Source organism: Belliella calami (assembly GCF_022549695.1).
GTDB classification, from domain to species: Bacteria; Bacteroidota; Bacteroidia; order Cytophagales; family Cyclobacteriaceae; genus Belliella; species Belliella calami.
The window spans coordinates 25,228-47,828 of the sequence record NZ_JAKZGS010000024.1; the positions used below are offsets into that span (position 1 = coordinate 25,228).

Below are 22,601 nucleotides of genomic sequence, written 5' to 3' on the forward strand. Positions count from 1 at the left end.
CCAGTAACCTCAAATTCTTAAGATTAGATTAAATGTCCTTTATTTTATAATTTTAGCCAAACTTCTAAATCAAAAGCTTTATCAAAAAACGAATTCTTCCAATACTATATGCCTTCAAGCTCACTTTTTCCAAACTTAAACTTAAAGTTGGAATCAAACTTGGCCTTGTAAAATCCATTATGATCTTGCCTTACAAAGGTTTTGGCAATGAAAAAGAGGTTTTTCTAGTCGGCAGGGTTTTGCGGGATCGCGGCATTGGTTTTTCAGCTTTCGAAGACAGTCGATTCAGGAATTTTCGTAAAATGTACAAGCGATTCATGACTTGGGAAATTCCAAATGTCACTATAAAGGCAACACTCGATGGACAAGAATGGCTAGCAACCACAGATGATGAAGGGTATTTTGAATTTGAAATCAAAAACCATTCATTTCCGAAAATTGACAATTCTTGGCAAGAAGTGAAACTTGAATTGCTCGATGAAGTAATTCCAAACCAAGGAATAGTTCAGGCCACTGCTCGGGTATTTGTACCTACCAAGTTGGTTGAGTATGGGGTAATTTCAGATATAGATGACACCATCGTCCCTACTGGTGCTACACGGGTATGGGAAATGCTGAAGACTACATTCTTTGGCAATGCGCATTCGAGAATTCCATTTGAGGGAGTTTCCGCTTTCTATCAAGCACTGGAAAAAGGTACAGATGGTAAGGAAAATAACCCTATGTTCTATGTTTCGAGTAGTCCATGGAATCTTTACGATTTTCTCTTGGAGCTTATGGATATCCACCAGATTCCAAAGGGTCCATTGATGCTTCGGGATCTTGGGCTATCTCGTGAACAGTTTATAGCAGGAAGTCATTTTGATCACAAACTCACTCAGGTAGAAAAGATTTTCAGGTTGGTTTCTGGTATTCCATTTATCCTAATTGGAGATTCTGGACAACATGATGCAGAGATTTATCTCCAAGTAATCAAAAAACACCCTGGTAGGGTAAAGGTGATTTACATCAGGGATGTCGCTGAAAACAAAAGAAATATGATCACTCAGATAGCTACCCAAATCCGTGAATTGGGAGTTGAGTTGATGTTGGTTACTGACACCATCTCTGCTGCCAAAGATGCTTTAAACAGAGGCTGGATTCGGCAGGAAGATGTCTTGGAAATCATCAAAGAGAAAAAGGATCATGCCGAATCTTAATTGAGATACACCTTAAACTCTCCATCTTGAACAGCCCAAAATCCCAACCATCCAAAATTCCACTCTGTCAAAGATTTGCCCGAAAAATCCACTGAAGAACTCCCAGAAAAGAATCTTACTGCTTCCCCATTCAAATCCCAAGTGAGGGGATTCCCTGACGACATGCTTTCCGGTGAAAGTAAAGCATCATTTTCTTCCAAAAATACAGCTTGATTCTCCCCAGCAATGGTTAACCCACCATCTTTATCAATCAAAACTGCCGTCCTTTCATCTACTGCAATTGCTCTTACACTTTGATTTTCTCCGACTTGAGATTTAAGCCTAGCCATGAATGCCACCAACCTGCCTTCTCTGCTACGTTCGGAAAAATGCTGATCTGTGATGGTGTTTTTCAATAATGGATGATTGATCAAACTTGATTTTCTCACAGTAAGTCTTTCATCAAACGGATTTGCCAATGCTTCAGAACTGATGATACTGCCATTTTCCCCAAAGAATAGGGATTTCTGTCTTCATTTGGCGAGGGTGGCGGAGTAATTCCCGATTCCGAACAAGCAGAAATTTTCACGATAATCGCAAAAAACAAAAGATTATTTAAAACTAAAAGCTTCATAGCTCTCAATAAATTTAAATGTGCTAATAAATTCAAATTACAATATCCAATAAAAAATCAGAACAGTCAATAAAGCAGTAACTCCCATCAAAGCTGTAAGCATTGTATAGCTTTGTAAAGCTTCCTTGACTGTCAAACCTGTAAATTCTTTCACAATCCAAAAATAACTGTCATTGGCGTGCGAAACTGTCATCGCTCCAGCGCCTATTGCTGAAATACAAAGAGCTGTATAAACTTGATTTTCCAACATCCCTGAAGGGATAACACTCAACGCGATAGAAGCTGCGATAATCATGGCAGAAGTGCTAGATCCTTGTGCTGTTTTGAGAAATGCTGCCAGCCCAAAGCAAACCAATAACCAAACAGCACCTGAATCAGAATTGAAGTTGAATTCTTGAAAAATCAGATCTAAATTCAATAGCTTCAAAACCGCACCAAAACCGGCACCTGCACCTGTCAAAACCAAAATAGGCCCTGCAATTTTGATCCCTTCGGTAAATGAAATTGAAAACAAACTGGATCCAGAAATAGGCTGTTTTAATGTCATAAAACCAACCAAAAGCCCTGCTCCAATAGCAACTAATGGATTCCCACAAATAAGAAAAAAAGATCTCACTAATTCATTTGGAAAAAAAACTGTCAAGTTCCCAATTGTAATCATTATCAATGGAATAGCAATAACCATAACTGACCAAAAAACAGATACTTTTACTTTCAGATTTTGCTCTTGAGGCTCAAAATCCTCTTGATATGATTCCGGGAATTTTTTCTTGAATTTACCGGCCCACCAAGCAGTGACCAGAATGACAGGTATTGCTGTTGCCAAACCAATCAAAAGTACCAATCCAAGGTTTTGCTCCATCCCGAAAATTCCGGAGACAGCCAAAGGACCTGGCGTTGGGGGGATCAAAATATGTGACATATAAAGCCCTCCAGCCAAAGATAAGCTAAACGTAAGTGGGGAAAATCCCGATGTCTTTGCCAAACTTTTGCCTATGGGATTCAACAAAATAAACCCTGAATCACAAAATACTGGAACCCCAACTACCGCCCCCATGAAACTAGTGCTAAGAGAAGGGAATTTCTTTCCAAAACGAACCCAAAGAGAGTGTGCAATGGCAACTGCAGCGTAACTTTTTTCAAGTAATACCCCAAAAACACTTCCCAAAACTATAATCAACCCAACTTGGCCAATCAAACTACCGAAGCCCTTACTAAACTCATCCAAAGATTGAATAAATCCCATTCCTGAACCTAGACCTACCCATACCGAAGCAATTATTAAGGATATCAAAGGATGAATCTTTAACTTTGAGGTGCTGACAATCACCCAGATTACTGCAAGAAAAATATGAATTAGGATTTGCATACGCTTAAAATAAAACCAATAATATTAAAAAAACAATACCACAAAAAAACTAAAGCATCTTTAAAAAAACGTATTTCACACTTTTTACTGGAAATTCAAATAAAGCGTGATACTTTTTCTTCTCAAAGATTGAATACTGCTGGCATACTGGGGGTTTGTAGTCTCAGCCTTGTACATATCCATTAGACCATGGGAAAATCTTACCTCTGGAGAAAATTTGAAAAATTTGAAGTACATATCAAACCCAACCCCCAAATCAATTGTAAAATCCCTTCCAAGTGTCGCTATCTCTTCTACATCCGCCTCTTCTTGATTCTTTGATCTAAACATTGCTGACCCTCCTGCTGTAAAAAACATCCTCGAGTTATTAAATCTTTGTGCTTTATATTTAAAAAAAAGCGGGAACTCTACCATTGTTGCTTCATTGACAACTGTTTCGGTTAGGTAAAAATTTGATTGATTAACTTCACTTGGATCCAAATCAGTATTGAAAGTATTGATATCTACCCTAAATTCATAAAATCCGACTTTGGGTGTAAACACCAAACTTAGCTGATCGTGCAGCCTCAGATTAGCCAAAAAACCCAAAGAAAAACCTTGCGTATAAACAGGAACTATACTCTGAAGATTTGAAGTACTTCTATTATTCAGGAAATCATCAGTATACTTTAGCCTCCAATAATTATTGTGGCCAGCAAGAAAAAATCCATAGGTGAGTAATTTATCATCTTGACCCGCTTTGCTAATTTCATTGAATCTTGCCTGAGCAAATACAGAAAATGAGCAAAGAAATAGCATGAAAGCCGAGAGAATTATTTTTCTCCAATGTAAATCGAACTTATACCGAAGGTAAGTGGTCTGCATTTTGTGTTTTTAAAGCCAACATTTTCCAATACTTTAAGAAAATCCATACCGTCTGGAAAAGCTTGAACGGATTCAGGAAGATAAGTGTACGCAGCATTATCTTTTGAAACAAGCTTGCCAATTTGTGGTAAAATGTACTTGAAATAAAAGTTATACCCTTGTTTCATGGGGAATTTTTTGGGCTTGGAGAACTCTACAATGACTGTTTTTCCACCAGGCTTCAATACCCTGAACATATCTGCCAACCCTTTTTCAAGATTCTCAAAGTTTCTGACACCAAAAGAAACGATGACTGCATCAAATTTATTATCCTCAAAGAGAAGCTTTTCAGAGTCTCCCATCTGCATATCAATAATATGGTCAAGCTTTCGCTTTTTCATTTTCTTTTTACCTTCCTCAAGCATTCCAGCGGAAATATCCACTCCAATCACTTTATCAGGATTGAGCGCCAAAGCTTCAATAGCAAAATCACCAGTACCCGTAGCAATATCCAAAATCAACTTAGGCTGATCTGCTTGTAGCATTTTTATGGCTTTTTTACGCCAAATAATATCGATTCCCAAGCTTAGCAAGTGATTCAGAAAATCATATTTCTTGCTAATATTGTTGAACATCTCTGCTACTTGCTCTTTTTTCCCTGAGTCTTTCTCTTTGTATGGTACTACTGACATGTACTTTCTCTTATTGGTGATGCAATATTACTAAGTAAACCTGAGCATTCGAAAAATGTTGAAGATTAATCAATAAACTTGTTAGGATTTTGTTATAATAATTAGTGTCAACAGGAAGTATCAATCCTCAAAACCCGAAAATTATCAGGAAAGAATTACCTTTGTCCAAAATTCAGATGATATGATCAAGAACGCTACCTTTTTAATCAGTAATACAGACTACAATAAATGTCCAGCTCCCGACAAAGCTGAATTTGCTTTTATTGGTAGATCTAACGTGGGGAAAAGTTCCTTGATAAATATGCTTGCTAACAATAAAAACCTCGCAAAAACCTCCGGAAGACCAGGAAAAACACAGCTGATCAACCATTTTGGTGTAGACAACAAATGGTACATGGTCGATCTGCCTGGTTATGGCTTCGCCAAAGTGAGCAAAAGTCTCAAAGCTGACTGGGAGGGAATGATCAAAGATTACCTGGTAAACAGAGAGAATCTTGTTGCATTGTTTGTGTTGATTGACAGTAGGTTAGAACCACAAAAAATTGATCTAGAATTTATCACTTGGTGTGGTGAGAGCAATATCCCAATCGTACTTTTATTCACAAAAGCTGATAAACAATCCCGACCAAAAACCCAATCCACTGTTGCCAAATTCCTAAAAGCTTCAAAAGCAATTTTTGAAGAAGCACCTTTATACTTTATCACATCTGCAGAATCAGGAGATGGGAAAATTGAAGTGGTGAATTTTATCGAAGAACAAGTAGAAGAATTTCAAAACCAAGAAAACTAAGCTTGGGCTTTTGAAGGTAAGTTCTATATTTGCAACCTTATTTAGAAAACGAGATCATGAAATGCCCTCGAGAAAGGTTTATCACGTAGAGAAATAAATTTTGCAGGATATTCCAGCCCAATTTCCGGGACGAGTAAAGACAATAGAAAAGCAACTAAACACGTATGAAATTTAACGAAATAGCAACAGTATCTGGCAAAGCAGGCCTTTATAAGATCCTTAAGCCCACTCGTAGTGGTGTGATTTTGGAATCTATGGATGAGAAGAAAGGGAAATTGGTAGTTGGTGCCAATCAAAGAGTTTCCGTTTTGAGCGAAATATCAATTTATACAATGACAGAAGAGGGTGCTACTGCGCTTGAAGAGATCTTGATCAAAATTGAATCGGAATTCAAGGGAGATCTTGGATTGGATAGCACAGCGGATGCTGATGAATTAAAGGCTTTTTTGAAGCATGTACTTCCTGAGTTTGATGAAGATAAAGTATACCCTTCTGATATCAAAAAATTAATCAGCTGGTATAAAATCATCAGAAATTATGCCCCTGAGGTACTAGAAGAGAATAATGAAGATGATTCTGAAGAAACTTCCGAAGAAAAAGAGGATTAATTCTCCTTTCCTGTTCCGAAGCATAATTTACCTCAAGGCAAATAAATTTTATTTGAGAAATGAAATTGAGAAATCACCCTTTTGGATACTAGATTAGCTCCACTTCAAAAACAAAAAAAAACTCGCTTCAGCTTGCTGAATTTCCGCGAGTTTTTTTTCTTTTACTTTCGAATAATCCCAAAAAATGGAAAAAGGAATTATTGAAGACACTTTTCACCTAATCAAGAAGGACTTTGAACTCCAACTCAATGGACAAGTCGAACTTAAGGAGCAGCTTTTGGCTATGCTCCTACCAATAATCCAACATATGCTCAATCGTGAATTTGAGAGATTGTTGCAGATTTGCTACCGAATAGATTTGGACGAAAACAAATTGAAATACATACTCAATGAATCAGATCCTGAGCAAATGGCTGTAGAATTGGCGGAAGCAATCATCAATAGGCAGATAAAGAAAGTTGAAATAAGGAGAAAATATTCACAGTCTTAGTACAGTTACATTTTTACAGTTGCCTTTTCTTTCGCCAAAAAGCTCATAGCTTCATCTACCATTACTTTTGACCCAATATACAAAGGAGTTCGCTGGTGAAGTGATGTAGGTTGGATATCCAAAATCCTATTTTCCCCATCTGTAGCAGACGAACCTGCTTGTTCCGCAATAAAAGCCAGTGCATTGGCTTCATATAATAACCTTAGCTTTCCAGATGGATTTTTATCTGTTTCAGGGTAAATATAAATCCCTCCTTTGAGGAGGTTTCTGTGAAAATCAGCTACCAAACTCCCTATATATCTAGCACTATATTCCCTATCTTTACAAGTCTCAATATATTTCTTCAGCCCGGGACGGAAATGATGGTAACTACCTTCATTGACACTGTAAACCTTCCCGTTTTCAGGTCCTTTCAAATCTGGATGAGAAAGGAAAAACTCTCCAAGAGACTGCTCGTAAGTAAAGCCATTTACACCACAACCTGTAGTATAAACTAGCATGGTAGAAGAACCATAAAGCACATATCCAGCTGCCACTTGCTTGTTCCCCGGCTGCATGATATCTTCCAGCTGAATAGGACTGCCGATTGGAGTTACTCTTCTGTAAATGGAAAAAATTGTCCCAATGGAAATATTGACATCGATATTGGAAGAGCCATCCAATGGATCAATCGCAACAACATATTTACCAGAACTATTTTGAAGGTCAATAACCTCATCATCTTCCTCAGAAACAATGGCGCACACCTCACCTCCTTTAGTGAGTGCTCTTGTAAATCTGATATTGGCTATCACATCAAGCTTTTGTTGCTCTTCACCTTGCACATTCGTTTGTCCAAAAGCTCCTCCAATATTGGAAAGACCTGCTCGATTGGTTTCCCGATTTACTATCTTTGTCGCCAAAGCAATATCCCGCAATAGCTGAGACAATTCGCCTGAAGCATAAGAAAAATCATCTTGCTTCTTTTTGATAAATCGGTCTAATGTCTCTCCAACTGAATAAGCTAGAGAAGACTCATTGTGTATATAGGGTTTAATTTTCATATCTTTGAAAGGTACTATTTAAGATTGTTTTACACTTCAAATTACAACTAAAATTCTGATGTCAAAAGTAATTGTATTCAAATTTGGTGGTGCATCAGTAAAAGATGCCAAATCTATCAAAAACCTATTCAATATTTTATTCAATCGATTGCGAAACCCTACAATTATAGTGGTTTCTGCAATGGGAAAAAGCACCAATTCTCTGGAAGCCATAATAAACCTCAAAGTTCAGAAAAAGGACTATTCTTCGAATATTTCAATTTTTGAAAATTTTCATTTGGAAATATGTCAACAGCTTTTCCCTTTACATCACTCGGTTTTTTTGGAGCTTGACACGCAATTCACTTTGCTTAAAGAGAAGATGAAAGAGGACTTACATATCGACAGATATGATGAATTTTACGATCAAGTAATCTGTTTTGGAGAGTTGATTTCCACCAAAATCATTCAGTCCTTTTTGCTTGATAGTGGGATCAATTGCGAATGGATAGATGCAAGATCTTGTATCAGCACTGATAGCGATTATAGATTTGCAAAAATCAATTGGAATGTAACTAAGCAAAATTGTGATGCAATCCTTCTCCAACTTTTGAAAAAAGGGACTGTAATCACACAAGGTTTCATCGGCAGGGATTCTATTGGGAAGACAACAACTTTGGGTAGAGAAGGATCTGATTTTACAGCTTCGATCCTTGGCGTATGTATGAATGCAAGCGAAGTGATCATCTGGAAAGATGTGGAAGGCGTACTCAATGCCGATCCAAAAATCTTCGACAATACAACCAAATTTGACGAGCTTGATTACAAAGAAGCTGCTGAATTAACCTATTATGGAGCTTCGGTAATTCACCCTAAAACTATAAAGCCTTTGGCTAATTCGAACATACCATTGTTTGTAAAATCATTTTTGAACCCAAATGAAAGTGGCACTATCATTCATAATGTTGCAAAAAGTAACCAGACTCCTTGTTTGGTCTTAAAAACAGACCAAATTTTGGTGAGCTTTAGAGTCAATGACTTCACTTTTATCAATGAATCGCATGTCCGACAAATCTACGGTGTTTTAGAAAAATTGAAACTAAAAGTTAACCTTCTTCAAACATCTGCCATAAGCATTTCGATTGTGATTGATGAACAAAAATTCAAATTGGAAAAGTTAATCAGTGAATTGGATGAAGACTTTACGATTAGATACAACGAAAAGCTAAATCTATTAACAATCAAAAACCACAACTCTACTCTAATAAAGGAAATAACTCAAGAAAAAGAAATCATGCTGGAACAAATGACAAGAAACACATTCCAAATGGTGTATAAGCCATCAATTTAAAAGCTTATCGACCACTCTTTGAATTCCTGTAAGGTTACCTTTGCTAATACGTAACAAATATATCAAAAGTGGATACAAACTATAGATATCCTTTCTTTTCCATACAGTTGTATAGTGTCAAACATAGGTTTTATGCTCCACCTTTAGAAACTCCAAAAAATGATTGATTGAATCTTCAAGGATATTATAGACATTTTCAAAACCTTCCATTCCCCCATAATAAGGATCTGGCACTTCTAATTTATCAGTATTTGGTTGAAACTCCCTGATCAAATAAATATGATTGTGATTAAGATTCTGACTAACTATCAGTCTTTCAATATTAATTTTATTTGAATTATCCATAGCAATCAGATAATCAAATTCTCTGATATCGACTCTATTGATTTGCCTACCTCTATGATTTATAGCCACACCTTTGTTTGAGGCGCATAAAAGAGTCCTCTCATCGGGCAATTCTCCAATATGGTAATCTGATGTCCCACAACTATCACTGTGGAAAAATTCAGACAGACCATTATCTTTAACTTTTTGATTGAAAATTGCTTCGGCAAGGGGTGACCTACAAATATTTCCTAAACAAACGAATAAAACTTTAACCATTGAGTGCTTAAATCATTTCATGAAATCGAAAATAGAGATACAAGATAAATAAAATTTGACTAGGAATTCAAACCTAAGACCTACAAAAAATCATTTAAAAAAAACCTTCGAAAAATATTATTTGGTCATGAAAATTTTCCAACCAACAAATACGAATTCGAATAGCTTTTTACGGCTATTTTTATTCCCACATTTATATTTACCCAAAATAATCCAAATATCATTTTGCGCCAATTTTGAAATATTTTCAATAATAATTACTTTTGTGTAACTAAAAGGAAAAAATTTTGGTTGTTCATTATAAATAACCTAATAAATAGATTCTTATAAACAAATTCAGGTATAAAGCTTCGAGAAAATTATTGAAACCCCTGAAATTGTTAATCCCAAATATCAAATAGCATCACAATAAAACAATAATCATATGTCATTAGTAGGAAAAAAAGCACCAATCTTTAATGCACCAGCAGTAATCAACGGTGAAGAGATAGTTGAAGGATTCTCTTTGGAGCAATTCATTGGCAACAAAGAAGTTATTCTATTCTTTTACCCAAAAGATTTCACTTTTGTATGTCCAACTGAGATTTTGGCTTTCCAAGAGAAATTAGCTGAATTCGAAAAAAGAGGAGTTGCAGTAGTAGCAGCATCTACAGACACCGAAGAGTCTCATTTAGCTTGGTTGAACACTCCAAAAGAGCAAGGCGGAATCATGGGAGTAACTTACCCTATCGTAGCTGACACTGCAAAAACTATTGCGCACAACTTTGGCGTATTGGCAGGTGAGTGGAATTACAATGAAGAAGGTGAATTGACTTTCGAAGGAATTCCTGTGGCTTACAGAGGGACTTTCTTGATTGACAAAAACGGTATTGTAAGACAAGAAACTATCAATGATCTTCCTTTGGGTCGAAGCATTGACGAAACATTGAGATTGGTAGATGCACTTCAGCATGTAGAGAAATTTGGTGAAGTATGTCCGGCAAACTGGGAAGAAGGAAAAGAAGCGATGACAGCTACAAAAGAAGGTGTTTCTGCTTATTTGACGAACAATTAATCTTTCTAAAACAAATTTGGAAAAAAGCCTCAATCAAATATTGATTGAGGCTTTTTCTTTAAAATTAATTTATTTTATTTGGGTGAAAATGTGAGAAAATCAAACAAAAGCCTTCACAACCAAAACTAAACCATACTTTTGCACAATGAATTTAATTTATAATTTTTCCATGAGGCTGTTTTCAGTAATCATAAACCTCTTCAAAAACAGCAACCCCAAAATCAAGCTTTTTGTAGAAGGGAGAAAAGATGTGTTTCAGGAGATTATAAATTTCAGTAACAATAATACTAAGCAAGTGGCATGGTTTCATGTCGCTTCCCTAGGTGAGTATGAACAAGCAAAGCCTGTAATAAGTCAACTCAAAAAAGAAATGCCGGAAATTTCTATTGTAGTCAGTTTTTTTAGTCCCTCCGGATATGAAAATGCCAAAAAGAAATTGAATAACAACTTAGATTTGATAGTCTATTTACCAATAGATACGAGGAAAAACGCTAAAAAATTCATAGAAACTTTAAATCCAGCTATGGCATTTTTTGTGAAATATGATTTGTGGGCCAATTACATTTTAGAAGCCAAAAAGAGAAAAGTACCATTGTATCTATTCTCAGCATCCATGCGGGAGGATCAAGTTTATTTCCAACCATTTGGGGGATTTTTCAGAAGGGTTTTAAAATCTTTCACCCATATTTTTACCCAAAATGAAAAAAGTATTGATCTACTACTTCAAATAGGAGTCAAAAACTGTAGTCTTACTGGAGATACAAGATTTGACAGAGTTTCAAAAATCAGTGAATCCCCCAGAGATTTTCCAGAAATCAACCAATTTGTTGGAGATTCCAAAACGATCGTGATCGGTTCAGCATGGGAAGAAGACATGAATATTCTAATCCCATTTATCAATGAATCAAATGGATACAAATTCATAATTGCTCCGCATGAAATCAGTGATGTTATTGTCGACAGATGGGCTGAAAAGATAAAGAAAAAAACAGTAAAACATTCGGAAATTGAGAAGAACTTCGGAGCTGACGTCTTATTTATAGACAATATCGGCATGCTTTCATCTTTGTATCGATTTGCCTATATTGCTTATGTAGGCGGTGCATTTGGCAAAGGCCTGCACAACATTCTAGAACCTTTGGCATTTGGTATACCTGTGGTATTTGGGAAAGTTAGAAAACCGAAAAAATTCCCCGAGGCTAAAATAAGTATGGACTATGGCGCCAGTTGCTCAGTATCAAACATTGAAGAACTTCTCATAATAATGAAAGAATTGGAAAACCCAGAGCTTTACAATCAAGCTTGCAATTCTGCTAACAAGTTGGTCAAAGAAAACCTAGGAAGTTCCAAAAAAATCATCGATCAAGTAATGGCATCTAAATAATCAAACAATGCAAGGTAGGGTAATCAAATCCACTGGTAGTTGGTATCTGGTAAAAACCGAATCTGGACTTGTCAAATCTCGTCTCAGGGGAAAGTTCAAACAGGACAACCTCAAGCTAACCAACCCAATAGCAGTGGGAGATTATGTTACTGTTGCCAAAGAAGAAGGTCAACCCACTTGGACAATCGATGAAATTCTCCCAAGAGAAAATTATATTATAAGAAAGTCAACAAGAAAAAGCCATTTTTCACACATAATCGCTTCGAATATTGACCAGGCTTTTTTGATTGTCACTTTAAAAAACCCTAGAACCTCTCTTGGTTTTATTGACAGATTTTTGGTGAGTACAGAAAGTTTTCGAATTCCTGCTACGATCATTGTCAATAAAATGGACTTGGAGTATAAAGGCAAAGATTTGGAATACCTTCAGGACATCCATGAGATTTATGAATACCTGGGGTATGATGTACTGGAGATTTCTGCCTTGGGCGAGTATGATCTTAAGGATCAATTTTTACCATTGCTTCGAGGAAAAACCACGCTACTTTCCGGACATTCAGGTGTAGGGAAATCAACTTTGCTGAATAAAATCATCCCTGAAGCTGATCAATTTACACAAGAAATATCAAAATTCAGCTCCAAAGGCGTTCACACTACTACATTTGCAGAAATGTTTGATATTGACGGAGGCTATTTGATAGATACTCCTGGAATCAAGGAATTCGGTATTTTGGATGTCAGCGATTATGAACTGTCGCATTATTTCCCGGAAATGAGAAAATATCTTGGCCAATGCAAATACAACAATTGTAGGCATATCAACGAGCCAGGTTGTGTAGTCTTGGAAAAGTTGGAAGAAGGGCACATCCACCCTTATCGCTATGACAGCTACATCAATATCCTCAACGAAGAAGATGATCACCGCTAAAATATGTGATATAATTGACAGTCCTGATCATAAAAAAATTTGAATCCAAAATCATTTGCCGTAATTTTCCTCTTTAGAAAATCAAATCAAATGAGCAACACTAAATCAATGGTATTAAATCATCGTCAAATCCAGCAAAAAATAACCCGGATGGCCTACGAGATTTATGAAAGAAATGCTTCAGAAAAAGAGGTGGTTTTTGCAGGTATTTCCGGCATGGGAAAAATCTTCGCTGATCTGTTGGCTGGTAAGTTGAAAGAAATTTCTCCCATATCGGTAGATTCTATAGAAGTGGTTGTAGATAAAAAGACCATCGTACAAGGGGATGTTTCTTTATCAAAAAACATTGATTTGGATAATAAATGCCTTATACTAGTCGATGATGTGCTCAATACAGGAAAAACACTTGCCTATGCACTTAAGCCATTCTTGGAAATCCCTATCAAAAAAATGGAGCTTGCTGTATTGGTAAACAGAAGCCATAAGCTCTTTCCAGTTTCTCCAGATTATACTGGCTTAGAATTATCTACTACCCTCAACGAACACATTTCAGTCAATTTGGCTTCTGAAGACTATTCTGTCCATTTACACTAAACCCATTATGTCCGTACACCAATCATCCAACATCAAAAGAATCACCACGCATATTTTACAAGAAATGAAATCTCGTGGTGAGAAAATATCCATGCTCACGGCTTACGACTTTTCAATGGCCGCCATTGTGGATGGTGCAGGTATAGACATTATCCTTGTGGGAGATTCCGCTTCCAATGTAATGGCAGGTCATGAAACCACCTTGCCTATCACGATGGATCAGATGATTTACCATGCAAGTTCTGTAGTAAGAGGTGTGAAAAGGGCATTTGTAGTGGTAGATATCCCATTCGGTTCTTACCAAGGAAATAGCTCTGAAGCGCTTCGATCAGCAATCCGAATCATGAAAGAGTCAGGTGCACACGCAGTGAAAGTCGAAGGTGGTGCCGAGATCAAAGAGTCAATCACAAGGATTTTGAGTGCAGGCGTACCAGTGATGGGACATTTGGGTCTGACACCTCAATCCATTTACAAATTTGGCACTTACACTGTCAGAGCAAAAGAAGAAGAAGAAGCCAATAAGCTTCTCGAAGATGCCAAAATACTTGAAGAAACTGGGTGCTTTGCTTTGGTTTTGGAAAAAATACCAGCAAAACTAGCAAAGAAAGTCGCAGAAACCGTAAGTATCCCTGTAATTGGAATTGGTGCTGGAGGAGATGTAGATGGGCAGGTATTGGTCGTTCATGACATGCTCGGTATCACACAAGAATTCAAACCAAGGTTCCTGAGACAGTATGCCGATCTTCAAAATATCATGACAAAAGCTGTTCAAGATTATATCACAGATGTCAAGTCCAAAGATTTCCCAAATGAAAGTGAGAGCTATTGAATTGTCAATGGCAACCAAATTCAGCCAAGATCAAAGTGACAACAGGCGACTGTCAACTGTCAACAGTGTGATCTTGCCTGAATTTGGTTTACACATTAGTGTCTAATGTCAGGTTTTGATTCTTCGTTTAATTATGTATCCGCTTTCTTAATACTAGCGATTAATAATATAGTATGAAGTTCATTTCAAGCTGCTGTGGTCGGATGACTGTGGACTGTTGACATGCAGCAGTGTGCTAAGCATTAAAACATCCTGTTTTATTTCACAATGGTAAAACAGCGTATATGTTTACTTTATAGAATGTACATACGTTTTCATGCAGGTAGGCAACCGAATCCTTGCAGGGGAATTGCTTTAAACCAAATTAATCTCCTATGTTAAAACCTATGCCTCCACATGTGGAACCAAAATTGATATCCAATAAGGATTTCAATTACTGATCTAAACCACCTTGCTGGAATTATTTCGGTTAATCATCAGCAAAACATGATCAAGGTCTGATAATCACTCTTCTACTAAGGCTTTGCCCATTCTCCAACCTGAAATTCAAAATATAAACTCCTGGAGCTAAAATCCCTGCTTCCAGTTCAACTTCTCTGTTTGCCTCAATGGTGATGTTATCCATCAAGATCTGTCCCAAACTATTGATTAATCTAGCTTCTACATTTTGGTTTGCAATAATCTTAATTGGCCCTGTTGTGGGATTAGGGTATATGTTCGCCAAAAAACGATCCCCACTAGGCAACTCTTCTATTTCAGCAGCCTTTAAGTATTGAATTCCACCGGCTGTATTTCCCAAAATCAAATCATATTGGCTCGAAAAAGGATCCGGAACATGACTTAACCACGTGTTTCTCCCAAGTCTGGTATCCAACTTTTCTTCTTCTATCAGTACACCAACATTTTTCCTCTCTTCACTATTCATAAAATCCTCAACAAAAAACAACAACCCTCGCTGATCTATTGCATATAAACTTGGAGTTTGATTTGGAATCACATGAACTGAAAGATTTCTAGCAGCAGGACTGTCTCCAAAACCCAAGAAATCTCTCTCCAATAAAGTTAGCTGTGGAGAACCTGAATTGCTTATACTAAACAAAACCAATTCCCCTGTCTGCCTGGACATCAATAGATAATCTAGGTTGTGATAGGTAAAAAACTCAAAGTGGTCCAGAGGCCTAGGAGTTATGCCTGGAACTGAAATTTCCTCCAGATCTTGAAAATTAATATCACGAGAAAACAAAAGCTTTTTTTGAAGTGAAAAATTGACTGTATCTGTACCGGCCAACCATCGCATTGTTTGGTTTTGGGTATTCACATATTCTATAAACTGTAAGTCCGTCAGATCCAATTCCGATAAATTTAAATAATCATCATCAAGAATCTCCCAAGAATCCAGAGAGGTATTTATCGAAATCGCCCGACCCACTACCCTTCCACCAATCAGTGAATTTGAAGAGACGATAAGAGATCCATTATTTTTGTTCCCTTTGAAAAATGGTCGGGAATTCTCTCCAAAATCGAGCATTTGGTCTTGAAGAAAAGGCTCCTTCAATCCTCCAGAAAGTGGAATTGAAAATATATTCAATCCATAATCAGCTTTGAAAGGTCCAGCTATCGAAGAGGAATTGGTACTGATAATCAATTGATTTTGAAAAATCTGTGAAGCATGAAAAATAGGAAACTCAGGTAAATCACCAACACTTGGAAGTGTATTGGAAAATTCATCAAAAACAGGAACTGCATTGGTTCCTTTATTGGGAAGAAAATACAAAACATCACATTCATCCTGTCCCATCAAGAGATCAAAAGTGCCATCTCCATCAAAGTCTGCATAAAGAATGGAATGTCCTCCCGCATGTTCGATGTTTTTATTTTCATTTTCCAAAACCCTTCCCATCGGAAAGCCCGCACAAGTCACTCCAAAACTAAAGCTCCCACAATCACAAAACTCAAAACCACCCCATCTTGCCTCCGGGAAAGCAAAACCATCAATATCAGGAACGCCTTTGCGCTCCACGGAAGTATTCTTGTAAAATTCCAAAAAATCTCCCGATGCAAAATTAAATGTAGCGATATCCAAATCCCCATCACCATCCACATCCATGATCAATGGAATATCCAAGTTGTTGGCTTGCAAGTTGGAGTTATTGTCTAGCCGAAGGAAATTTTGCGCCAGTTCCCAAGTGGGAAAACCTGCACCAGCTAGACTTACATTTCTATAAGCTCTAATCCCAAATGGACTGCTTGTAAACAGATCCTTTTTCCCGTCCCCATCATAATCTGCCAATACCAAGAAGCCATTGACATCCGAGGGAAAAAAATATGACATCTCAGGAAGGTATATATATGAATTTCCTGAAATTTTGAATACTGAAGTTTGCCTTGCGTTAATATCCCAAATCACCAATTCCTCTATGCCATCGCCATCTACATCCATGGTCTGAATCTGAGCAGCATTTATTCCTCCCGCAAAAGGAATACTCAAATCCTCATCATTCTGCGTTACCGCAATGTTTTGATCATAGCGAAAAGCCGTCTGAGCGAAGCTTAAGCTTGAAATTAGGAGAAGAAAAAAAGTATAATACTTGATCATGGATATAAATAACGACAGAATTTTGATAAAGATGTTTCGAATATCTTAATTTTAAACTTTAATTGTAAAAAATAAATAATGAACACCGAACTTCTCTACAAACATTTTCTCCAGTCCACAGGAGTCAGTACTGACACCAGAAAAATTGATCAAGGAAATATATTTTTTGCACTCAAAGGCCCAAATTTCAATGCAAATTCTTTTGCTACACAAGCACTCGAAATAGGAGCTGCATTGGTTGTTGTGGATGAAAAAGAAATTATCCCTGAAAATCACGAGAGGTACTTTTTGGTAAACGATGTACTGTCCGCACTTCAAAAATTGGCAAATCATCATAGAAGACAGTTGCAGATTCCCATTATTGGGCTGACAGGAAGCAATGGAAAAACAACCTCCAAAGAGCTCCTTCATACTGTATTGAAGCAAAAATTTAAGACCTCAGCTACGATTGGTAACCTCAACAACCATATTGGTGTACCATTGACTTTGCTCGCAATAGAAAAAAATACCGAGATTGCGATTGTAGAAATGGGTGCAAATAAACCTGGTGATATCAAAGAGCTTTGTGATATTGCGGAGCCAACGCATGGTTTTATTACCAATATTGGCAGAGCACATTTGGAAGGAATGGGCGGCGTGGAAGGTGTATTGAAAACAAAAACGGAGCTTTTCCAACATCTTAGGGAAAATAAGGGAACAGTCTTTATTAATTCCCAAGACCCAATTCTGTCTAATATGGCCAAAAGATTCGACAAACCGATTCTATATCCATCCAAAGGAGATTTTTGTGAAGTTGAGTTTGTGGATGCCAATCCCTTTGTAAGATTCAAAGTAGAAGGAAGCGAAGATTCATATCTCAGTTCCATGATAGGAGCATATAACTTTGGGAATATTGCCACCGCCATTACTTTAGGGAAGTTTTTCGGTGTTTCTATAGAAAAGGCAGTTCAGGCTATCGTCAATTACAAGCCTTCCAATATGCGTTCTCAACTCGTAGAAAAACGAAGCAACTTGATCATCTTAGATGCATACAACGCCAATCCATCCAGTATGGAAGTGGCGATCAAGACTTTTGGCGAGATGACTGGGAAAAAACACAAAATGATCATCTTGGGGGACATGTATGAACTTGGTGATAGTACCCAAGCCGAACACGAGAAATTAGGTGAATTGGTCAGCCAATATTCTTTTGATAAAATTTGCTTTGCCGGCAAGCATACGCAAGCGGCACTGGCCAAAGCTCCGATGAAAGCACTGTATTTTCCAGATCCTTTTTCCTTCAGAAACTGGCTACAGGATTCCAAATTAGAAGACCATCTGATTTTGATCAAAGGAAGTAGAGGGATGAAGTTGGAAGGATTGGTGGATTTTATATAATACAAATGATGATACTAGACCACCTTGTTCTGTGTCCCCACAGAACAATACTGTTTAAACAATTAGATATCTTAGAGATTTTACCATTACCCTTAGTCTGTGTCCCAAAAAAAAATTTATCTAAAATGGAAAATTCTTATACAGCTTCTGAGTTTTAGATCATAAAAAGAGATTAATCCGTTGTTAACGTTAACAATCTTAAAGATTCGTAGTTTTTAACTAACCTTCAAAAGTAAAAAAATGCCTACACCATACCTCGATTTTCTGAAAGACTTATCTGCAAACAACTCCAAAGAATGGATGGATACCAACCGTGACCGATATCTCAACATAAAAGAAGCTTTTCTGAGAGATGTGGCAGTACTTCTAGAAGGTGTTACAGCTTGGGAGCCAGCATTGGCTGCATTCAAACCCAAAGATTGTGTTTTCAGACAGAACCGAGACATTCGCTTTTCTGCCAACAAAGCCCCATACAAAACCAATTTTGCAGCATACTTTTCTAAAGGAGGAAAAAAATCCAATGGCCCCGGATATTACTTGCATATCCAGCCTGGAGAAAGTTTTATAGCTGGAGGAATTTGGATGCCATCAGCTGACATACTAAAAAAAATCCGTCAGGAGATTGATTACTCAGGACAAGAATTGTTGAATATCTTAAATGAAAAAACTTTCAAGAATCATTTTTCAGGTATCGAAGGCGAACAGCTCAAAACCAGTCCAAGAGATTACGATGCTGAGCATCCATTTATCGATTTGCTGAGATACAAAAGCTTTATTGTTTCCACTCCATTGGCTGACAAGGACATTCTTTCAGGAGACTTCAAAGCCAAAACCTTAGAATCCTTTCACCTAATGAAACCCTTCCATGATTTCCTCCACAAAGCAGCAGATGAATCTGAAAGTGGGGAAGGGTTGTTGTGAAAAGAAAATCCCTCAAGCAGAGATCTGTGCTTGAGGGATGTTTCTTATTTCTATTTTTCTAACAATTCAAATCATATTGATTTTTTATATTCTAGAATTTTGATCCAATTTATGAACTAGACTTGGTTTTAATAATCTAATACAGTATTTACACCAACTTCTATTTCTGCGAGATTTTGCAACATTATATTAGTTAATTTATTTTTCACCATAATATCTTTAGCTTTTTGTGTAACCATAGTTCCCCAATGGTTTTTAGGAAGGAAAAAATCACTTCCGTCCCAAGTTTCCATTTCTGGATGTATTCCCTTATAATATTTACTTAAAGGACCATTAGGAACTAACTGCTTTTCTATAACATCACTCTTTTTATAGATTATTGAACCACTTCTTCCAACAATGGAAAAACCATGATACACTTCTTGTATCTTCTTACCATTTTTATCAACTATTTCTATAGGGAAGCATTTCCAGCCAGTAAGTCTCTCCTTCTCCAAAAGATGTTTCATTCTGTCTGAAATCAAGTATAAAATACCCCAACCTGAACCCATTAGATCACAGTAGTTTTTTCCAGAAACATGTTTAAAAGCAATTGGGAAGTTAAATGTTTCAAGATGTCCTTCCAATAGATTCATTGCATCATTATTACCTTTTTCATCTGCCCCAGAACCTAAACATATAGAGTTAACTGAAAATGTTTTTGACAGCAACTTAGTTCCTAAAGTATATATATTACTATTATTCATTCACATTTTTATTTACTTTCAATCTAAAGACAAAGATATTAAAACATAATTGCGATTCCATATTCACCCATTATTGATCTTGCAAATTGAAGAATTTGGACTGATGTTGCATTTGGATTACTATTTATAAAAACCCTCCATGCTTGATTATATGCATATGCATTAGCTTGATGCGAAGCAGTTGGCCACCAAGCTCCATAAGCAGGGCTATGAACATTAATTCCTTTAGAAGTGAAAAAATTAGCGAATTCCGATGCTTGTGGAAACACATGATGTGCCTGTGCATTAGAAGGGTTCATCCCTGTTTTTAGAATCAAATTATTCCTAAAATTACTAGACGTTAGAGATTTGTATACAATATTTTTCCCATAAGTAGCATGTCTTGAAAATAACTGAAATGTCTTATTCCTTGCTGTCGAAGTCAAATTAGGATTTGCCAAGGCAAAGGTAAGTATTGTCCCTACATTCTCTGGGCTAAAGATTGCCATGATAAAAAGTCCCTTCTGCTGAAGATAAAATTTATTGACCAATTTATTGATCTCTATGACGTCCCCTACTGTAAGACCTGATGTATTCATTAACCCCTCAATTATCTCAACAAGGTCTTTCCCCCCATGAGACCTTAGATAATCCAATTGAGCTTCCCTTTTTTCTGCTGGATCTGAGATACTCTCTATATAATCTTCTAAACTCTCTGGAACAGGAATACAATGATCACTAAAATTATTGGTATTGTTACATGGGGTTGAGGTCGAACTTCCACTTCCAGACCCGTCACCGAAACCTGAACTGCCTCCTCCTCCTTCATTTGAAGGATAACCAAAGCTCCCTCCACCCCCAGTGGGCACGTCAGTACACTCTGTTACATAAACTGAAGCTGAAGAACCAACCCCTCCGGAAATACCATAATATGGAAAATCAACCCAATAGCCAGAACAAACTACCAAAGCATTCTCTCTACCTATTCTTTTCTTTTCTTCTTCTGTCTGATAAGTGATATGTGAAACTATCTTCCCTTCATCCACCTCAAAACTCCTCAAGTGACGTTCGTCATAACTGAACATATCTATTCTTCCTGACCATCCCGAAGGTATTCTGTGATATGTCATTCCTTTTGATTTCTCCCCATAGCTAAAGTACCTCGCCACCAATACCGAATACCCTTCTTCCATACCCGGCTGCTCCACAAACAGCAAACTCTCTTCCACCAAATCACTGCCTGAATTGCCGTATTCTTCAAAAAATCCCTTTGGCATGATCCCACTCAAATTCTTGAGATGTATTTCATATACTTTCCGGCCATCTCGGAAATGATATTCACTAAACTTTGACCAATCTGGTTCCTTTTCGAAAAACGGCAATATCAATTCCTTGCTCATTTCTCTTGCTCTAACATCTGATCCTTCTTTATTGAGGGATACTTTGTTGATATCAAACCACTGCTTGACACCCTTGATTTCCGAGGCTGCGTCTTGTTCCAGCTGCAGGACGTCTTCCCGATCCATACATGAAAACACCAACATCATCATAGAAACGGTCAAGCAAACAGCTCCAATTTTTCTCTTCACCTCACCGAAGATGGATAAATGGGATAGGGGGGGGTAAATTTCAGTTTCATAAGTAAATAGTTTTTGATAAAAATTTTATTTTAAACAATCAATCCTTAATAATAACATTTAATTCCAAAGTTTCAAAATAGGATTATGATTTTTTATGATTTCTAACATTCCCGAAAGGAAGGACAACCAATTGTCAATCATCGCAATAGGGTGCTAGCCCTGAGGTTTTTTCTTTCACAATGAATCCCATTCTTCTTAAATCCAAAACATCAAAAAACCAGACCACAGGGCTATCACCTCTAAAATTCGGCTGGAATATGCACTTCTCTACGAAGAAACATAGGCTACGCCCCTGATTCTTGTAACTTGATAGATGAACCAGAAAACCAATTGCCCATTAACAAAAAGGGGCGTTAGTCCTGATATCTTCGTAGTAAAAAAGACGAGAACAATCCTTAAAGGGACATAGACCTGATGTCTGTAATTTGATAGATCACACATCAAATCAGAAATCTGTGAACCACGAGAATTTATTGAGAAAAGAAATCCCCCAAGCAGGGATGTTTGTTTGGGGGATGTTTGTTGTTTTATTTTATTTCACCTCTGGATATAATACTTAGCTTTCACTTTAATCCTACCTGTGCTAGGTGCCACCGGAACTACTTTCAGTTCAAAACGATTAAAATAAAAATCGCTTTCATGAAGGGTTACTTTTTCAGTATTGGAAACAAATATTATCTGATACATCAATCATCGCCAATCCTGAACATCTTTACTTCCCTTGGGGTATAAAACTGTCTTGAACCCACTTCATAGAGACACCATTCAATCGATTTTTCACTTGGGTTAAAAATAACCCTAACTTTATAGATACCTAATGAATAGGAACTTTTAATTGTCACTTCACAATAGCGTCCTAAATAAAATATGAGAGGTCTGAATTTTTGCCCAAAATGTGTATTTTGGGTTTGCACCAAAAACAAAGACCTCTCATGTGTAATATTACATTGTTTTCTCAGATTATTAAAAAGAT

The 22,601-nt window shown here is 37.0% G+C and carries 23 protein-coding genes; 12 read left to right on the forward strand and 11 right to left on the reverse strand.

What is annotated here, in order from left to right:
• Window positions 1–179 precede the first annotated feature (179 nt).
• Window positions 180–1,199, forward strand: coding sequence for an App1 family protein phosphatidate phosphatase (locus MM236_RS18380; protein WP_241276462.1), 1,020 nt, complete (start codon window positions 180–182; stop codon window positions 1,197–1,199).
• Here MM236_RS18380 and MM236_RS18385 read toward each other — a convergent pair.
• The 5 genes from MM236_RS18385 to ubiE form a co-directional block, all read right to left on the reverse strand.
• Window positions 1,196–1,657, reverse strand: a complete 462-nt coding sequence (locus tag MM236_RS18385; protein WP_241276463.1) for a type 1 glutamine amidotransferase family protein — start codon at window positions 1,655–1,657, stop codon at window positions 1,196–1,198. The two genes, MM236_RS18380 and MM236_RS18385, sit on opposite strands and share 4 nt — an antisense overlap.
• The gene (locus tag MM236_RS18390; protein ID WP_241276464.1) at window positions 1,624–1,812 is read right to left on the reverse strand and encodes a hypothetical protein; all 189 of its coding nucleotides are present in this window, start codon (window positions 1,810–1,812) and stop codon (window positions 1,624–1,626) included. Before MM236_RS18390 ends, MM236_RS18385 begins: the two co-directional genes overlap by 34 nt.
• 37 nt (window positions 1,813–1,849) lie before the next feature.
• Complete coding sequence (locus tag MM236_RS18395) at window positions 1,850–3,181, reverse strand: GntP family permease (RefSeq protein WP_241276465.1); 1,332 nt, start codon at window positions 3,179–3,181, stop codon at window positions 1,850–1,852.
• A gap of 84 nt (window positions 3,182–3,265) precedes the next feature.
• Window positions 3,266–4,045 carry a type IX secretion/gliding motility protein PorT/SprT gene (porT, locus tag MM236_RS18400; RefSeq protein ID WP_241276466.1) on the reverse strand — a complete coding sequence of 260 codons (780 nt, stop codon included), beginning with the start codon at window positions 4,043–4,045 and terminating at the stop codon, window positions 3,266–3,268.
• Window positions 3,994–4,716: a bifunctional demethylmenaquinone methyltransferase/2-methoxy-6-polyprenyl-1,4-benzoquinol methylase UbiE gene (ubiE, locus tag MM236_RS18405; RefSeq protein ID WP_241276467.1), complete on the reverse strand. Its 723-nt coding sequence runs from the start codon at window positions 4,714–4,716 to the stop codon at window positions 3,994–3,996. The genes porT and ubiE overlap by 52 nt, the downstream gene beginning before the upstream one ends.
• A 181-nt stretch (window positions 4,717–4,897) precedes the next feature.
• Here ubiE and yihA point away from each other — a divergent pair, with 181 nt between their 5' ends.
• From yihA to MM236_RS18420, 3 genes are all read left to right on the forward strand, one after another.
• Window positions 4,898–5,506, forward strand: coding sequence for a ribosome biogenesis GTP-binding protein YihA/YsxC (yihA, locus tag MM236_RS18410; protein WP_241276468.1), 609 nt, complete (start codon window positions 4,898–4,900; stop codon window positions 5,504–5,506).
• A gap of 164 nt (window positions 5,507–5,670) precedes the next feature.
• Window positions 5,671–6,114, forward strand: a complete 444-nt coding sequence (locus tag MM236_RS18415; protein ID WP_241276469.1) for a DUF5606 family protein — start codon at window positions 5,671–5,673, stop codon at window positions 6,112–6,114.
• A 184-nt stretch (window positions 6,115–6,298) separates the two neighbouring features.
• Complete coding sequence (locus MM236_RS18420; protein WP_241276470.1) at window positions 6,299–6,604, forward strand: hypothetical protein; 306 nt, start codon at window positions 6,299–6,301, stop codon at window positions 6,602–6,604.
• A gap of 5 nt (window positions 6,605–6,609) precedes the next feature.
• Here MM236_RS18420 and fbp read toward each other — a convergent pair whose 3' ends face one another.
• The gene (fbp, locus tag MM236_RS18425) at window positions 6,610–7,647 is read right to left on the reverse strand and encodes a class 1 fructose-bisphosphatase (protein WP_241276471.1); all 1,038 of its coding nucleotides are present in this window, start codon (window positions 7,645–7,647) and stop codon (window positions 6,610–6,612) included.
• 58 nt (window positions 7,648–7,705) lie between these two features.
• On the opposite strand from fbp, the gene MM236_RS18430 reads away from it, so the two are divergent.
• Entirely contained in the window at window positions 7,706–8,977 is a 1,272-nt protein-coding gene (locus MM236_RS18430) for an aspartate kinase (RefSeq protein WP_241276472.1), read from the forward strand.
• Between the two features lie 117 nt (window positions 8,978–9,094).
• Here the strand turns inward: MM236_RS18430 and MM236_RS18435 are convergent, their stop codons facing one another.
• On the reverse strand, window positions 9,095–9,580 hold the full coding sequence (locus tag MM236_RS18435; RefSeq protein WP_241276473.1) for a low molecular weight protein-tyrosine-phosphatase: 486 nt from the start codon (window positions 9,578–9,580) through the stop codon (window positions 9,095–9,097).
• Between the two features lie 424 nt (window positions 9,581–10,004).
• Between MM236_RS18435 and MM236_RS18440 the strand changes: the two genes are divergently transcribed.
• From MM236_RS18440 to panB, 5 genes are all read left to right on the forward strand, one after another.
• Window positions 10,005–10,634: a peroxiredoxin gene (locus MM236_RS18440; RefSeq protein WP_241276474.1), complete on the forward strand. Its 630-nt coding sequence runs from the start codon at window positions 10,005–10,007 to the stop codon at window positions 10,632–10,634.
• Window positions 10,635–10,779: 145 nt separating this feature from the next.
• Complete coding sequence (locus tag MM236_RS18445) at window positions 10,780–12,018, forward strand: 3-deoxy-D-manno-octulosonic acid transferase (RefSeq protein ID WP_241276475.1); 1,239 nt, start codon at window positions 10,780–10,782, stop codon at window positions 12,016–12,018.
• Window positions 12,019–12,025: 7 nt separating this feature from the next.
• Window positions 12,026–12,946: a ribosome small subunit-dependent GTPase A gene (gene rsgA / locus MM236_RS18450; protein ID WP_241276476.1), complete on the forward strand. Its 921-nt coding sequence runs from the start codon at window positions 12,026–12,028 to the stop codon at window positions 12,944–12,946.
• Window positions 12,947–13,036: 90 nt separating this feature from the next.
• Window positions 13,037–13,540 (forward strand): phosphoribosyltransferase family protein, encoded by a 504-nt coding sequence (locus tag MM236_RS18455; RefSeq protein ID WP_241276477.1) that lies wholly within the window; start codon window positions 13,037–13,039, stop codon window positions 13,538–13,540.
• A 7-nt stretch (window positions 13,541–13,547) separates the two neighbouring features.
• Window positions 13,548–14,369: a 3-methyl-2-oxobutanoate hydroxymethyltransferase gene (gene panB, locus MM236_RS18460; RefSeq protein WP_241276478.1), complete on the forward strand. Its 822-nt coding sequence runs from the start codon at window positions 13,548–13,550 to the stop codon at window positions 14,367–14,369.
• 490 nt (window positions 14,370–14,859) lie between these two features.
• Here panB and MM236_RS18465 read toward each other — a convergent pair whose 3' ends face one another.
• Window positions 14,860–16,965 carry a T9SS type A sorting domain-containing protein gene (locus MM236_RS18465; protein ID WP_241276479.1) on the reverse strand — a complete coding sequence of 702 codons (2,106 nt, stop codon included), beginning with the start codon at window positions 16,963–16,965 and terminating at the stop codon, window positions 14,860–14,862.
• 78 nt (window positions 16,966–17,043) lie between these two features.
• On the opposite strand from MM236_RS18465, the gene MM236_RS18470 reads away from it, so the two are divergent.
• Both MM236_RS18470 and MM236_RS18475 read left to right on the forward strand, forming a co-directional pair.
• Window positions 17,044–18,342, forward strand: a complete 1,299-nt coding sequence (locus MM236_RS18470) for a UDP-N-acetylmuramoyl-tripeptide--D-alanyl-D-alanine ligase (RefSeq protein WP_241276480.1) — start codon at window positions 17,044–17,046, stop codon at window positions 18,340–18,342.
• A gap of 240 nt (window positions 18,343–18,582) precedes the next feature.
• Window positions 18,583–19,263 carry a DUF2461 domain-containing protein gene (locus MM236_RS18475; protein ID WP_241276481.1) on the forward strand — a complete coding sequence of 227 codons (681 nt, stop codon included), beginning with the start codon at window positions 18,583–18,585 and terminating at the stop codon, window positions 19,261–19,263.
• Window positions 19,264–19,391: 128 nt separating this feature from the next.
• On the opposite strand, the gene MM236_RS18480 is transcribed toward MM236_RS18475, so the two are convergent.
• The 3 genes from MM236_RS18480 to MM236_RS18490 form a co-directional block, all read right to left on the reverse strand.
• Window positions 19,392–20,009: a hypothetical protein gene (locus tag MM236_RS18480; protein WP_241276482.1), complete on the reverse strand. Its 618-nt coding sequence runs from the start codon at window positions 20,007–20,009 to the stop codon at window positions 19,392–19,394.
• Between the two features lie 38 nt (window positions 20,010–20,047).
• The gene (locus MM236_RS19820) at window positions 20,048–21,577 is read right to left on the reverse strand and encodes a DUF2380 domain-containing protein (protein ID WP_241276483.1); all 1,530 of its coding nucleotides are present in this window, start codon (window positions 21,575–21,577) and stop codon (window positions 20,048–20,050) included.
• 737 nt (window positions 21,578–22,314) lie between these two features.
• Window positions 22,315–22,601, reverse strand: a 287-nt coding sequence (locus MM236_RS18490) for a hypothetical protein (protein WP_241276484.1), incomplete at its 5' end; no start/stop codon positions are given.

What these genes read in the sequence shown, in the direction of transcription:
- ubiE (WP_241276467.1), bottom strand. Translation starts at nt 4,716, where the DNA reads ATGTCAGTAGTACCATACAAAGAGAAAGACTCAGGGAAAAAAGAGCAA.
- MM236_RS18445 (WP_241276475.1), top strand. Translation starts at nt 10,780, where the DNA reads ATGAATTTAATTTATAATTTTTCCATGAGGCTGTTTTCAGTAATCATA.
- porT (WP_241276466.1), bottom strand. Translation starts at nt 4,045, where the DNA reads ATGCAGACCACTTACCTTCGGTATAAGTTCGATTTACATTGGAGAAAA.
- MM236_RS18470 (WP_241276480.1), top strand. Translation starts at nt 17,044, where the DNA reads ATGAACACCGAACTTCTCTACAAACATTTTCTCCAGTCCACAGGAGTC.
- MM236_RS18395 (WP_241276465.1), bottom strand. Translation starts at nt 3,181, where the DNA reads ATGCAAATCCTAATTCATATTTTTCTTGCAGTAATCTGGGTGATTGTC.
- MM236_RS18420 (WP_241276470.1), top strand. Translation starts at nt 6,299, where the DNA reads ATGGAAAAAGGAATTATTGAAGACACTTTTCACCTAATCAAGAAGGAC.
- rsgA (WP_241276476.1), top strand. Translation starts at nt 12,026, where the DNA reads ATGCAAGGTAGGGTAATCAAATCCACTGGTAGTTGGTATCTGGTAAAA.
- MM236_RS18390 (WP_241276464.1), bottom strand. Translation starts at nt 1,812, where the DNA reads ATGAAGCTTTTAGTTTTAAATAATCTTTTGTTTTTTGCGATTATCGTG.
- MM236_RS18415 (WP_241276469.1), top strand. Translation starts at nt 5,671, where the DNA reads ATGAAATTTAACGAAATAGCAACAGTATCTGGCAAAGCAGGCCTTTAT.
- panB (WP_241276478.1), top strand. Translation starts at nt 13,548, where the DNA reads ATGTCCGTACACCAATCATCCAACATCAAAAGAATCACCACGCATATT.
- fbp (WP_241276471.1), bottom strand. Translation starts at nt 7,647, where the DNA reads ATGAAAATTAAACCCTATATACACAATGAGTCTTCTCTAGCTTATTCA.
- MM236_RS18465 (WP_241276479.1), bottom strand. Translation starts at nt 16,965, where the DNA reads ATGATCAAGTATTATACTTTTTTTCTTCTCCTAATTTCAAGCTTAAGC.
- MM236_RS18380 (WP_241276462.1), top strand. Translation starts at nt 180, where the DNA reads ATGATCTTGCCTTACAAAGGTTTTGGCAATGAAAAAGAGGTTTTTCTA.
- MM236_RS18480 (WP_241276482.1), bottom strand. Translation starts at nt 20,009, where the DNA reads ATGAATAATAGTAATATATATACTTTAGGAACTAAGTTGCTGTCAAAA.
- yihA (WP_241276468.1), top strand. Translation starts at nt 4,898, where the DNA reads ATGATCAAGAACGCTACCTTTTTAATCAGTAATACAGACTACAATAAA.
- MM236_RS18455 (WP_241276477.1), top strand. Translation starts at nt 13,037, where the DNA reads ATGAGCAACACTAAATCAATGGTATTAAATCATCGTCAAATCCAGCAA.
- MM236_RS18475 (WP_241276481.1), top strand. Translation starts at nt 18,583, where the DNA reads ATGCCTACACCATACCTCGATTTTCTGAAAGACTTATCTGCAAACAAC.
- MM236_RS18440 (WP_241276474.1), top strand. Translation starts at nt 10,005, where the DNA reads ATGTCATTAGTAGGAAAAAAAGCACCAATCTTTAATGCACCAGCAGTA.
- MM236_RS18435 (WP_241276473.1), bottom strand. Translation starts at nt 9,580, where the DNA reads ATGGTTAAAGTTTTATTCGTTTGTTTAGGAAATATTTGTAGGTCACCC.
- MM236_RS18430 (WP_241276472.1), top strand. Translation starts at nt 7,706, where the DNA reads ATGTCAAAAGTAATTGTATTCAAATTTGGTGGTGCATCAGTAAAAGAT.